The 12686-nt window shown below is 72.1% G+C and carries 13 protein-coding genes; 3 read left to right on the forward strand and 10 right to left on the reverse strand.

What is annotated here, in order from left to right; translation table 11 throughout:
• Positions 1 to 35: 35 nt before the first annotated feature.
• From ACIOMQ_RS17730 to ACIOMQ_RS17740, 3 genes are read right to left on the reverse strand one after another with little or no spacing between them, the layout of a single operon-like run.
• Positions 36 to 791, reverse strand: coding sequence for a polysaccharide deacetylase family protein (locus ACIOMQ_RS17730; protein WP_362198306.1), 756 nt, complete (start codon positions 789 to 791; stop codon positions 36 to 38).
• Positions 788 to 1744, reverse strand: coding sequence for a DMT family transporter (locus ACIOMQ_RS17735; protein WP_362198309.1), 957 nt, complete (start codon positions 1742 to 1744; stop codon positions 788 to 790). The genes ACIOMQ_RS17730 and ACIOMQ_RS17735 overlap by 4 nt, the downstream gene beginning before the upstream one ends.
• A gap of 8 nt (positions 1745 to 1752) precedes the next feature.
• Positions 1753 to 2568, reverse strand: coding sequence for an SDR family NAD(P)-dependent oxidoreductase (locus tag ACIOMQ_RS17740; protein ID WP_362198313.1), 816 nt, complete (start codon positions 2566 to 2568; stop codon positions 1753 to 1755).
• Between the two features lie 370 nt (positions 2569 to 2938).
• Between ACIOMQ_RS17740 and ACIOMQ_RS17745 the strand changes: the two genes are divergently transcribed.
• A complete protein-coding gene (locus ACIOMQ_RS17745; protein ID WP_401268766.1) occupies positions 2939 to 4033 on the forward strand; it encodes a glycosyltransferase in 1095 nt (364 codons plus the stop codon).
• Between the two features lie 64 nt (positions 4034 to 4097).
• Here the strand turns inward: ACIOMQ_RS17745 and ACIOMQ_RS17750 are convergent, their stop codons facing one another.
• A complete protein-coding gene (locus ACIOMQ_RS17750; RefSeq protein ID WP_401268763.1) occupies positions 4098 to 5339 on the reverse strand; it encodes a DUF4303 domain-containing protein in 1242 nt (413 codons plus the stop codon).
• Between the two features lie 125 nt (positions 5340 to 5464).
• Here ACIOMQ_RS17750 and ACIOMQ_RS17755 point away from each other — a divergent pair, with 125 nt between their 5' ends.
• Entirely contained in the window at positions 5465 to 6394 is a 930-nt protein-coding gene (locus ACIOMQ_RS17755; RefSeq protein ID WP_362198322.1) for a TIGR03619 family F420-dependent LLM class oxidoreductase, read from the forward strand.
• Between the two features lie 81 nt (positions 6395 to 6475).
• Here ACIOMQ_RS17755 and ACIOMQ_RS17760 read toward each other — a convergent pair whose 3' ends face one another.
• The 3 genes from ACIOMQ_RS17760 to ACIOMQ_RS17770 form a co-directional block, all read right to left on the reverse strand.
• A complete protein-coding gene (locus tag ACIOMQ_RS17760) occupies positions 6476 to 6970 on the reverse strand; it encodes a hypothetical protein (RefSeq protein ID WP_362198325.1) in 495 nt (164 codons plus the stop codon).
• Positions 6971 to 7163: 193 nt separating this feature from the next.
• Positions 7164 to 7319 carry a hypothetical protein gene (locus tag ACIOMQ_RS17765; RefSeq protein WP_362198328.1) on the reverse strand — a complete coding sequence of 52 codons (156 nt, stop codon included), beginning with the start codon at positions 7317 to 7319 and terminating at the stop codon, positions 7164 to 7166.
• A 135-nt stretch (positions 7320 to 7454) separates the two neighbouring features.
• Entirely contained in the window at positions 7455 to 7631 is a 177-nt protein-coding gene (locus tag ACIOMQ_RS17770; RefSeq protein ID WP_362198330.1) for a CsbD family protein, read from the reverse strand.
• A gap of 254 nt (positions 7632 to 7885) precedes the next feature.
• On the opposite strand from ACIOMQ_RS17770, the gene ACIOMQ_RS17775 reads away from it, so the two are divergent.
• Positions 7886 to 9457 (forward strand): glutamate synthase subunit beta, encoded by a 1572-nt coding sequence (locus ACIOMQ_RS17775; protein ID WP_401268759.1) that lies wholly within the window; start codon positions 7886 to 7888, stop codon positions 9455 to 9457.
• An 18-nt stretch (positions 9458 to 9475) separates the two neighbouring features.
• Here the strand turns inward: ACIOMQ_RS17775 and ACIOMQ_RS17780 are convergent, their stop codons facing one another.
• From ACIOMQ_RS17780 to ACIOMQ_RS17790, 3 genes are all read right to left on the reverse strand, one after another.
• A complete protein-coding gene (locus ACIOMQ_RS17780) occupies positions 9476 to 10300 on the reverse strand; it encodes a hypothetical protein (RefSeq protein WP_362198336.1) in 825 nt (274 codons plus the stop codon).
• A gap of 43 nt (positions 10301 to 10343) precedes the next feature.
• Complete coding sequence (locus tag ACIOMQ_RS17785) at positions 10344 to 11027, reverse strand: UbiX family flavin prenyltransferase (RefSeq protein ID WP_401268756.1); 684 nt, start codon at positions 11025 to 11027, stop codon at positions 10344 to 10346.
• Positions 11028 to 11244: 217 nt separating this feature from the next.
• On the reverse strand, positions 11245 to 12645 hold the full coding sequence (locus ACIOMQ_RS17790; RefSeq protein WP_402189436.1) for a UbiD family decarboxylase: 1401 nt from the start codon (positions 12643 to 12645) through the stop codon (positions 11245 to 11247).
• Positions 12646 to 12686: the final 41 nt, after the last annotated feature.

A 12686-nucleotide genomic window follows, 5' to 3' on the forward strand; every position in this document is an offset into this window, starting at 1 on the left:
CGCGGACTCCACCACGGGAGTCGATCGTCCCCGTCTCAACTCCCTTGCCGGAGCGGCGCAAGGCCGTGGTCGGCGAGTGGGCCGACGGTCAGCCCGGCGGCCCGCAGGCCGTTGATCAGCTCCGGCAGCGTCGCGAGTACGGGCCGCCACCTGCACGATGCCGACAGGTCGGCATCGTGCAGGAGGACCGTGCCGCCACCGCCGAGCCCGCTGCGTACGGTCGCCAGTACCCCCTCGGCCGTCGACCCGTCGACCCACTCCCGGCCCCAGGCCGACCACAGGACCGGCCGCAGCCCGCAGGCCAGGGCGGCGGTCCACCGGCCGCCGGTCAGGATTCCGTACGGCGGCCGGTACCACAGCGGCCGGACGCCCGAGACGCCTCGTACCGCCTCGGCGGCGCGGGATACCTCGCGCAGGTCCCGGCTGGGGGCGGGAAGCCACGGGCGGCTGTGCGTCCACCCGTGAACGGCGAGTTCATGGCCGCGGCGGACGATGTCGCGGCCGAGTTCGGGGTGGCGCAGAAGGCTCTCCCCGAGCACGAAGAACGTGGCGCGTGCGGACGACCGGTCCAGCGCGTGGAGGAAGAGCGGAGTGGAGCGGGGGTCCGGGCCGTCATCGAAGGTCAGGGCAACATGGCGGGAGTCCCCGAGGCCGGCCAGGGAGGGGAAACACGTTCGGCGCAGGCCCGGCAGCCATGTTCCGGCGGGGACGACGTGAGCGGCCAGCGCCAGCGCCGACACGGCCAGCGGTCCACGGAGCGCGGCGGGGATCCTGAGGGGGCGGGGGTTCATCGGGCTTCCGTTCCTCCGTCGTCACCGGCCGTCGGCAGCCGGTCGGGCCGACTGTCCCGCGGCGTCGTTCCGGTGGAATCCCAGTGACCCGCGACCGCCGGGGAGAGCGACAGGCCCACCGTTCCGGCAGCCACCAGACACGCAGCGGACATCGCCGGCAGCAGATGAACGCCCAGCGCGATCCGCTCGTCGAACAGCGCCTTCCCGAGCACCACGCTCACCAGCGCGTCCCCGAGCGTGAGCGCCGGCTGGGAAGCGGCCAGTGTTCCGGCGCGCAGAGTGCTCTGCAACAGCAACAGGCTCAGCAGACCGGCGCAGCACATCGCGTACACGTAGCCCGTGGTGAAGACCTCGGCCGCCCCCTCCGGGACCCGGCCGGTGATCTCCTTGAGCAGAGCGGCCGTGCAGGCGAAGGAGATGGCGGTGGCACACCCCAGCACCGCGGCGGCGGCGGAACCGGCGAGCGTACGGGCCGTCAGGACCAGCACGAGCACCACCGCGGCGGCGGAGATTCCGACCAGCAGCCACGTACCGGCCTTCCCGGTCTCCTCCCCGGCCGCCGGGCCGGCGGCGGCCAGGAAAAGGGCCAGACCCGAGGCGAGCATCAGGAACGACAGCCAGGTCCCGCCGCCCGGACGGTGGTGGAAGACCACGGTGCCGAGCAGGAGCGTGAAGAGAAGTTCGCTCACCATCAGCGGCTGGACCACCGACAGGCTCCCGAACGCCAGCGCCCCCGCCTGGAGGGCGGCGGACAGCCCGAGCGCCGTCGCGCCGGCCAGCCAGAAGGGACGGCGTGCCAACCGCGCCAGACCGCGCAGCCCCTGCCACACCGCCGGCCTGCCGCCCGCGGTCTCGGACGCGGCCTGCTCCATGGCGGCCCGCCGCTGCAGCACGGACGCCGCGCCATTGGCGAGAGCCGCCGACAGCGCCAGCATCACGGCGAGGACGTTCATGTCGCCGATCAGCCGAAGCGGGCGGCAAGCCGGTGGTAGAGCCCGGGGGCCACGGAGCGCACACAACCCGGCAGGCGGAGCCAACCGGGGACGTACACCTCGTCACGGCCCGCCGTGAAGGCATCCCAGACCGCGTCGGCGAGCCGTTCCGGCGCCATCGGCCGGGGCCACGAACGGGCGTAGGGCATCCCTCGCCGTTCGAAGAACGGCGTGTCCACCACACCGGGGACCATATGGGTGATGTGCACTCCGGTTCCCTTCAATTCGTAGCGCAGGGCATCGGCGAAGGTGGCGAGTGCCGCCTTCGCCGCCGAGTAGACGGCCTCACTGCGGACCCCGGTGGATCCCGCCACCGATCCGATCAGCATGATGTGCCCGCGCCCCGCCGCGAGCATGTGCGGCAGCAGCAGCCGCACCAGATGGACGACGGACACCAGATCCACGGTGAGGACCCGGTCGGCGGCGGACGCCGGCATGGCGGGGAAGGGGCCGGCCCAGCCGACCCCCGCCGCCGCGACGAGCAGGTCCACCCGGCCGGCGGTGTCGAGGGCCTCCCTGACCAGCTGCTCCGTACTGTCGAGCGACATCAGGTCCGCGTACAGCGCCGTCGAGGACGTTGTCGCCGCGACCCCGTCAAGCCGCTTCCGGTCCCGGCCGCTGACCAGGAGCCGCCAGTCCCCTTCGGCCGCGATCCGGCGTGACACCGCGGCCCCGATCCCCGAAGACGCCCCCGTCACCAGGGCCACCCGGGCCCGGACGTCCCGACCGTCCGGCGCGTCGCCCCCCGGCACGCTGCGGCGTGCGACGCGCGGAACACGTGACATGGCCTCTCCCTGTCTCAGTACTGTGCGGCACGGTGGCCCACCCCTCAGAGGTCAAAGACGCGGGGCCTCGGGGCGCCGGGTCGGGATAGGGGTAGCCCGGGGGTGCTCCCGTAAAACCGTCGAAGCCCATACCTCACTGCACCGAACGCACCGACAGGATGAAAGAACCGCGTTCCGCGCCCGTTCCGACGGATACTCCGAGAGCTGCCGACCCCGGAGGTGATCACGTGCCCGCTGCTCGTCCGACTGGGCCACCGGACCCGTGCGGAGACCCCTGCCGCGCGGAGTTCCCCTGGTGCTGCGGGGGCAGGCCCCCTGCAAGCGGCCCGGCTCCGGGCGGCGAACAGGGGCGCCCCGGAGCGTACGGCCGATGAACGCGGCGCCGGCACGCTTCCTGATCCTGAGCGCCGGTATGGGCTCCGGTCACCATGCGGTGGCCGCCGAACTGGCCCGCAGACTGGAGACCGGCGGCGGGCGGACGACGACGATCGACGTCCTCGACCTGCTGCCACCGGGCGTCGGGGGCGGACTGTCCTCCTTCTACCGGACGGTCATCTGCCGCATGCCCGTCGCCTATTCCGCGCTGTACGCGGCCTTCTTCCGGACCGGAGGCGGCCCCCGGCCCGGCAGTTCCCCCTTGGCGGCCCTCGCGCGGCAACGGCTGCTCGGCCTCGTCGCGCAAGAGCGGCCGGACGTGATCGTCTCCGTCTTCCACCTCGCCGCCCAGCTCACCGGCAGACTCCGCGCACGCGGCGCGCTCTCGGTCCCGAGCGCTGTCGTCATCACCGATTTCGCCGTTCACCGCCAATGGCTGCACCCGGGCAACGATCTCCATCTGTGCCTCACGGCCGATCTCGCGCATCAGGTACGGCGGGCGGTCCGGCGTCCGGCGGTCGTTTCGGGCGCCATGGTGGCACCCCGGTTCCACGCCCCGGTGCCGACGGCAGCGGACTGGCGGCAACGCCTCGACTCGCCGGGCCGTCCGCCCGTGCTGATCTCGACGGGGGCCTGGGGGGCCGGCTCCCGCGTGGCCGGGACCGCGCGCCTGGTGGCCTCGGCGGGATACGGACCGGTCGTGCTCTGCGGGGCGAACACCCGCCTGCGGCGGGACCTGTCGGGCATCGCGCATGTGCGCGCGGCCGGCTGGGTCGACGACATGCCGGGCCTCATGGGCGCCTCCCGCGCTCTCATCGACAACGCGGCAGGTCAGACGGCGCTCGAAGCAATGGCCGTCGGGGTGCCCGTGGTCAGCTATCGGGCCATTCCGGGGCACGGCAAGGAGGGGGTCCGTCGGATGGCGGAGCACGGTCTCACCGACTGCGCAGCAGACCCCTGGGCACTGGTCCGGGCCCTGGACCGCCTCACCGCCCCGGGGTCCGCGCGCGAACGGCGTGTCGGCGTGGCCCGCGGGCTGTTCTCCGGAGTGGGGGTGCTGCCCCTTGAGGCCCTTGCGCGACCGGCCTGAACCGATCCCGCACGACCTGCCGCGGTCGCCCCCGACGACAACGTCCCGCACGCCGCGTACGCGGTCACCCACCGACAAGGGCCGCGGCGTCGCGCACCAGGGGATCCGGATCGTCCCGGCGCAGGCGTGCCACCTCGGCGGCGTAGCGTTTGCGCCGCTCCGCGTCCAGCGGTGCGTCCGCCAGCGCGACGAGCGCGTGGCGCCGGACGACGGGCAGAGCCGAGGCCAGTCCGGCGAGCGCGGTCTCGACCTCGTCCGGACCGAGCGCGCACAAGCCCCGCCCCGGGGAGAGCTGCCGCAGGACGGCGTCATGCCAATGCCGGTGCGCCGCCAGGGCGTTCTCCAGCGGCGTGTAGTCGAGGAGGCCGTGGGCGCCGTGGTCGCGGAAGGACGTGTACGGGGCGGCCAGGCCCCGTGCCGCCACCTCCTCCGGAAGGCTGTCGAGCCGCGCGGCCACCAGGTCCATCCGGCCGAGGCGGGCGAGCGCCGCCGCGGCCCAGGCGCGGTCCGGCTCGCTCAGGCGCCTGCTCGTCATGGTTCGTTCCAGCGCTTCGGACACCTCGGCCGAGGCGATGCCCAGGTCGGCCAGGAGTTTCGCCCAGCGCCACTTCTCACGCGAACGGTCCAGACGCTCCAGCGCGGCGGGGACGGCGACCGCACCGAGTGTGCGGAGCCACTCCACGGCCCGCTCGGAGGGCAACGGCGAGGCGGGCGACTCGACAACGGCGACGAGCTCGCTCACCTGCAGCTCCGACGGCAGCGCGGCCAGCCGGTCCACCTCGCGTTGCTCGGCGTCCAACTCGGGGAAGTGACGCCGAATCTGGGCTGGTGTCAGGCTCAACGGAACGAGCTCCCACGCCTCGTCCATCGCCACGACGACGAAATCCCGGTCCACGACCCCATCGGCGACCAACCGCTTCCGTGCCGCCTTGCAGGCCTTGGCAACCGTACGCAGGTAGCGCGCGTGGACCGCATCCCAGCGCCGTCCGCCGTCGGCCGTCGCGGCGGCCTCCAGCCGGCCGGCCCACTCGTCCTCCGTCTCGCCCGGATCGAGCTGCCACGGCCAGTCGGCGGGGCTCCATCGCAACTCCTGGGCATCGAGCGTGCCGGTGGCGGCCAGGGCGATCCTCTCCTCGCTCGCCACACCGACGAGCGTCCAGGCTATGGTGCCGCCGGACTCCGCGTAGAACTCATGGACGGCCGCGCCGTATACGCGCTCGTCGGGATGGTCCGCGCGAACCCGCTGGACGAAGCCGACGATCTGCTCCCGGATGGCCGCTTCGAGTCCGGTCCAGTCGAATCGCATCGGGGGACCTTACCAAGGGCGGCGAGGCGATCGGGTCCTGTGCCGCCGCACCCGCTCACACCGGGTGGGCAACAGCGACGTGCCTTACGGTGGTTGCCACGCAGTCGTCGTGAAGGAGTGCATACATGCCGGTCTCTCTCGGTCTCGGTCTCCCGCAGATGAAGCAGTACGACATCGGCCGCGATGTGGCCTCCGTGGCACGTGCGGCGGAGGAGACCGGATACGCGAGCCTGTGGGTGTTCGAGCGCGTCCTGTTTCCTGAGCCCGCCACCCAGGGGCTGTACAACGTACCGGGGCTGCCGTGGCCCGACCAGTACCGCAGTGTCGCCGACCCGCTGGTCACGCTCGCACTGGCCGCCGCGGCCACCGGCAGAGCGCGGCTCGGCACCAGCGTCCTGGTCGCGCCGTTGCACGTGCCGTTCCAGCTGGCCCGCTCACTGGCCTCGCTGGACGTCGCGAGCGGTGGCCGGATGATCGCCGGTTTCGGCACGGGATGGTCGCTCGACGAGTACGCGGCCGCCTCCGTCGCGCCGTTCGAGAGGCGTGGCGCGGTCCTGGACGAGCTGCTGGACGTGTGCGCGGCCGTCTGGGGCCCGGACCCCGTCTCGTACGAGGGCGAGCTGACCACCATCGTCCCGTCCGTGGTCGGCCCCAAACCGGTGCGCCCCATCCCGGTCCACCTGCCCGCGAGCGGAGCGCGCACCATCCGCCGTCTGGTGGACCGGGCGGACGGCTGGATTCCCGTCGCCGCGGGCGCCGCTCAGCTGGCCGAGCAGTGGCAGCGGGTCCAGGACGCGGCCGCCGAGCGCGGCCGGGAGCGTCCCATCGACGTCTGCGCCCGCGCCAACGCGCGGTACAGCGCCAAACCGTTCGAAGGCGCGGGCCGGCCGCCCTTCCACGGGAGCGTGGCGCAGATCGTCGAGGACCTGGTGGCACACGCCGAAACGGGCGTACCGGAGTTCATCGTGGACCTCCAGGGAACGATGCGCGACGCGGCGGAACTGATCGACGTGGCGACCGAGGTGTACGAGGCGGCGCGAGCCGCGGGCGTCTGACGGTTGGGCGACGGCGTACCCGTCCGGTTCTGCGGCGCCGATCGCGCGCCCGGCGTGCCGGGCGGTGCGGCGGGCGCGCGATCAGCGCCGAGCGCCGCCGTCCTTTCCCCGCCGGATCCAGTGGGCCCGGCGCTGGAAACGGGCGACCGGTGGCGTGACGGGGGCACTGGGCGCCGGAGTGCCGGCGGCGGGGGCCGTGGCCTCGGCAGCCGGGGCAGGGGTGCCGTCGGGTACCGGAGCGTCGGCGGGCGGGGCAGGAGAGCCGCTGGATACCGGAGTGTCGGCGGGCGGGCGGAGGCCCTCCGCCGAGTACCGCGTCGTCGCGATGCTCGCCACGAGCTGCTCTTCCGTGAAGCCCTCCGAGCCGGGCACATGAGGGACGAAGCCGATGAGCACCCCGTCGCCGACGATCTCCGCGTCGAGCCCCGAGGCCCCGTCGATGTCCCACAGCGCCTCGACCCCCTCGTCGAGGACGACCCGGATTCCGAACTCGTAGACACCCGCCTCCACGAGATGGGCCATCACGTTACGGTCCCGAAGCGCTGCCACCAGGCGACGGGCGCGTTCGCCATCCATAGCGCGTGGCCCTCCTTCGCGTACGAAGCGCCTGCACGAAGCGCGTACGGAACCCCAGTGGCGTATGCCCATGCCTACCCGTGCATCCGACTCCGGTCGCCTTCGCGCAGGCGCTGAACGCGGCGGCTGTACGTGGGGTGCTCTCTTCGGAGTGAACCGGCAGGGAGCCGATACCGTACGGCCGCCGCCCCTGTCAGCTCTCGATCTCCTCCGTCGCGCGCTCACCCTCGGCCTGGGACGGCTGGGTCCGCACCGTGGCGGGGTGCCGCTCCTCGGCCGGATTCATGTCCTCTTCCAGCCTCTCGCCCTCTGCTTGCGACGGCGTCGGGTATTCGTCGGTCTCGCTCATGGCCGCCTCCGTGGTCGGAACGCGTACCTACAAGACGAGCGTATCGCGTGGTCCGGGCGGCGGCCCGGCTGCGGGCGTGGCCGAGCCCCCGCCGCTCGGACAGGGGCTCGGGGCTACGGTTGCTCGCCGCCGTTGCTAGTCAGGGGGCTCTTGAGGTGCGGTCCGCTCACGGGCTTCGCCCATCTGCTTCTTGACCTCACCCTTTGCCTGGTCGGCCTTTCCCTCGGCCTGCTTGCGGCGGTCGCCGGTCATTTTGCCCATGGCTTCCTTGGCCTTGCCCTTGATCTTGTCCTTGCCGCTTCCGTGCGCCATTGCGACTCCCTGAGTGGACGAAACCTCTCTTCCCAAGCTAGGACACCTCGGGAGCTGGGACACCTCGGGCCGGGCCGCCCCGGGTGAGAAGCCGCGAGCGAGAGGAAACCAGGGGTCTCTCCCGGCGGTGGCGACCGGTCCTGCACGGCGTTCGATGCCGTGGCCGAGCGGCCCCGGAGCGGTGGTCGCAATTGACTGCGGGCGTAGTCTGGCCGTAACGCCTGTGCACCGCGAGTGAGCGACGGAGGCGGCGCATGACCGACCCCTACGGCTTCCTCAGAACCCCCCGCCGGCCTGTCCCGGCGCGCCCGGTAGAGGAACGGCTGAGCGACTGGAACGAGGTCTATGCGGGGCAGGCCCGGCTTCCGCTCGTGTCCGAGCAGGCGGGGCGTTGCATGGACTGCGGCCTTCCGTTCTGCCACAGCGGTTGCCCGCTGGGAAACCTCATTCCCGAGTGGAACGCGTACGCGAGGAAGGGCGACTGGAGGGCGGCGGCCGAGCGACTGCACGCGACGAACAACTTTCCGGAGTTCACCGGGCGGCTGTGCCCGGCGCCGTGCGAGGACGCCTGTGTGCTGACCATCAACGCCGATCCGGTGACGATCAAGAATGTCGAGCAGGCGATCGCCGACCAGAGCTGGGCGCGCGGGTACGCTCCGCCGCAGCCGCCCGAGCGGCTCAGCGGGAAGACCGTCGCCGTCGTCGGTTCCGGCCCCGCCGGACTGGCGGCGGCGCAACAGCTCACCCGGGCCGGGCACACCGTCGCCGTCTTCGAGCGCGCCGACCGCATCGGCGGCCTGCTGCGCTACGGCATCCCCGCGTTCAAGATGGAGAAGTGCCACCTCGACCGACGCATCGACCAGATGCGGGCGGAGGGCACCAAGTTCCGTACGGGGGTGGACGTCGGCGGCGACCTCGACGCCGCCGAGCTCGCGGAACGATACGACGCGGTCGTCATCGCCGTCGGAGCCACAGGACGTCGGGAACTGCCCGTCCCGGGGCGGGAGCTGTGCGGCATCCACCAGGCCATGGACTACCTGACCCTGGCGAACCGGGTCGCGGAGGGCGACCGCGACGTGCCGATCGTCAGCGCCGAGGGCAGACACGTGGTGATCATCGGCGGCGGGGACACCGGTTCGGACTGTCTGGGCACCGTCCTGCGCCAGGGAGCCGCCTCCGTCGTGCAGGTCGACATCAATCCGGAACCCGGCGCCGCCCGGCCGGAGGCCGAGCCCTGGCCCGTGTACCCGAAGGTCTATCGCGTGTCCCACGCCCATGAGGAGGCCCGGGGGCGGGACGGCGCGGACCCGAGACTGTTCTCCTCCACCACCCTCAGCTTCGAAGGCGACCGGACGGGCCGTGTGCGCGCGCTGCGCCTGGCGGAAGCGGAGACCGGGAGCAGAAGTCCGCGGCTGGAAACGGAGCACGTGATCCCGGCAGATCTGATCCTGATCGCCCTCGGCTTCTTCGGTCCCGAACGGGACACCGGCCTCATGCGCCAGCTCGGGCTCACGCTGGACGACCGGGGGAACTTCGCCCGCGATGCCGGCTTCGCCGCTGAAACGGCCGATACGGCCGGCACGACTGAAACGGCCGAGGGGGCCGAGGGGGCGGAGCCGGAGGAGTCGGCCGCGTGGGCGAAGCAGGTGGCCCGCGCCAGGACGGGCAGGGTGTTCATCGCCGGTGACGCGGGGCGCGGCCAGTCCCTCGTGGTGTGGGCCATCGCGGAGGGACGGTCCGCCGCGGCCGCGGCGGACCGCTGTCTGACCGGTTCCACTGTGCTCCCGGCCCCTGTCGGCCCCCATGACAGGCCCCTGGTCGCCTGAGCTCCTCCCGCGTACATCTCAGTGGTCGTCGTCGCCCCGTGGGAGGCGTGACGGAGGGACCCGGCCGCGGGATTCCCGCTCGATCACGCTCCGGCAGTGTGCGCGCAGCCTTCGGGGCCACCGGTCCTGCCACCCCTGCCAGACGAAGACGTGCGAAGACATCAGGACGATCACGGCGAGGGCGGCGGTGGCCAGGGTTGCCGCGATCACGCCGACGACACGCTCCGGGTCCCATCCGGTCCCGGTGCCGGCCTCGCCGAAAACGCTCCGCACCAGCACCAGGAAGGTATTGAGCGTGACCCATCCCGCCGCGATCAGTCCCGCGGCCGGCGGCGCGCGCCGGGCACGGTCGTCACGGCTCGTGCGGTGCGGCGGCAGATAGCCGGACAGCCGTTCCGCATGGGCCGCGCAGGCCGCTTGGAACGCGGGATGGGTGGCCAGCGCCCGTACCGTCACAGCGTGTCCGGTGGACCACGAACCGAAGGTGAACTGCCAGGCCTCCAGGGTCAGCGGATGCTCCGGAGGCGGGGCGCCCTTCTCGTCCGCCTCGGCGACCGGTACGAACCGTGAGTCACCCTCGTCGAGCCGTACGAGCCCCGCCCCGGCCAACGACCGCAGGGACGTCTCGGCCGCCTCACACTCTCTGCCCCAGGGCGCCGACCGCTCGTATCCGGGCCCGGTCAGCCATGCCGCGTGATACACATCCAGCTCGCCCGACGCGATCAGCCGCTCCGTCGCCCGCAGAGACTCGCGGTGACTCCACAGAGCGAGGACGCCGATGCCCAGGTTCAGAAGCACCAGGAGTCCGCCCGTGCTCAGGACGAGCCACACCACACCATCCATGGGGAAAGGAATAGACCACGCGTGCACACTTGACCAGAGCGCCTCAGCAACTCCCGTGCACTCCTGAGCGGTTCCGCACCTCGCCCTCTTCACCCCCTTCGTCCGCTTCCCCCCGATGGCCCCTCCGGCCTCGGGCATCGGCCAGACCCGGCCACCTCTCAGCGATGTCCGCGGCGGCGACCGGGAGAGGGAACTGGTCGAGGATCCGCATCACGATGTGGTTCACGAGGTCGTCGATGCAGGCCGGGGCGTCGTAGAAGGACGGCATCGGCGGGACGATGCGGGCCCCCATGCGGGAGAGGGCGAGCATGTTCTCCAGATGGATCTCGCTGAGCGGCGTTTCCCGGGGTACGAGGACCAGCGGGCGCCGCTCCTTGAGGGTGACGTCCGCCGCGCGGGAGATGAGGTTGTCGGCGATGCCGTGCCGTACCGCCGCGAGCGTCTTCATGCTGCACGGGACGACGACCATGCCGGCGGCCGGATACGAGCCCGACGAGATCGTGGCGCCCAGCTCACCGAACTTGTGGTTCACATCGGCGAGTTCGGCGAACTGCCTGCCGGTGTAGGGGGTCTCCACCTCGATGGTCGAGCGGGCCCAGGTGCTCAGCACGAGGTGGGTCTCCACCCCCGGCACCTCCCGCAGGACTTCCAGCAGGCGGACGGCGATCGGTGCCCCTGTCGCGCCGGTTACTCCGACGACGAGGCGAGTGGGAGGTGTGGTGGTCACTGCGGACTCCTGTTGCGGCGGGACTGGGACGGACCACCCGGGAGGGGACACGGCCCCGTCTCCCCGCGCGGTGGCGGGGGAGACGGAGGGACCGGCGGCGCGTCCGCCTCCCGGGGATGAGGGAGGGAGAAGAGGGGATCAGGGCCGGCTTCTCTCCCGGTGGCGAGGGGGAGAGGGGCGTCAGCACTGCCTCCCCTCTCCTCCTCGCGGTGTCGGGTCAGAGCGACAGGACGTCCTCCCAACGCCTGCGCAGCTCCTCACGGGCCTCGTCGTCGAAGCGGTTGGCCGCCGGGTACCGGTCCTTCCACGCGAACGGCTTGGTCGCGTCGATCAGCACGATCCCCATCGACAGGTCACCGGCGGCACGCCGTTCGGGCGAGAGCCGCGGATCGATGGCGGTCGTGGGCGCGCGCAGTACCTGGAGGGACTCGGACGGGTCGACCCGGGTGAACACCGCCCACAGGACGTGGTTGATGTCGGTGATGTCGATGTCCTCGTCGACCACGACGAAGTACCGCTCCATGCCGCCGGTGCGCTTGCGCCCCGCCGCCGCCAGGAGCGCGTGCATGGCGTCCCCCGCACCGGTCTGTTCGATGGAGACGACCATCAGGAGCTGCCGGGCGTAGGCCCACACCCCCTTGATGTTCTGCACACCGGAGGCCTCCAGGTGGTCCCAGGTCACCGACGCCGAGTACAGGGGTACGGCCTGGTCACCGGCCGGGACGGTCGGGAGCATCGGCGGGGCGCCCAGGATGATCGGATCGTTCCGGTGCAGGATCCGGGTCACCCGGACCACCGTCTCCTGGCCCGAGTGCGTGTAGTAGCCGGTCCACTCCCCGAAGGGCCCCTCCAGTACGGACTCCTCCTCGACCGGCGGCATCTCGCCCTCGATCACGATCTCCGCGTGCGCCGGCACCGGAAGGTCGCTGCCCTGGGGGTACAGCACCTCGACTGCCTCTCCGCGGAGTCCGCCGGCCAGGTCGTACTCCGACATCCCCGACGGTGCGGCGATCGCCGCGGCGGTCGAGAGGATCGGGTCCTGGCCCACCACCACCGCGATCGGGCAGGACCGGCCGCGCTCCCAGTACTTCTCGGCGATGGCCCTGGCGTGCCGGTTGCCGAGCATCCACAGCGAGAGCCGGTCGCGACCCTGGACGCAGGCCCGGTAGGTGCCGATGTTCACCCAGCCGCTGTCGGGGTCCCGGGCGATGACCATGCAGGCGGTGCCGATGTAGCGGCCGCCGTCACCTTCGTGCCACCGGGGCGCCGGGAAGACACCGAGATCCACGTCGTCGCCGGTCAGGACGTTCTCCAGGACCGGTCCGGTGAAGACCTCGACCGGCGGGATCGGTTCGATCCGCTTGCTCAGGTCCTTCCAGGCCCGCACGATGTCCAGCTTCGCGGTGCCGGGCGGCAGCCCGAGCGCCACCGCGGTCCGGGCCGCCGTCCCCATGAAGTTGGTGAACACCCGGTACCCCGCCGGGAAGCCGGGAATGTTGTCGAACATCAGGGCGGGGCCTTCCTTCTCCGCCATCAGTTCGGTGATGCCACCGATGTCCAGATCCCGGTCCGCGCCGTCGATCCGGAGAACCTCGTCCTTCCCGAGCGTCTCGGTCATGTTTTCGATGTAGTGCCGAAGGTCACGGAATGTGCTCATGT

The organism is Streptomyces sp. NPDC087845, assembly GCF_044742755.1.
In the GTDB taxonomy this organism is placed as follows: domain Bacteria; phylum Actinomycetota; class Actinomycetes; order Streptomycetales; family Streptomycetaceae; genus Streptomyces.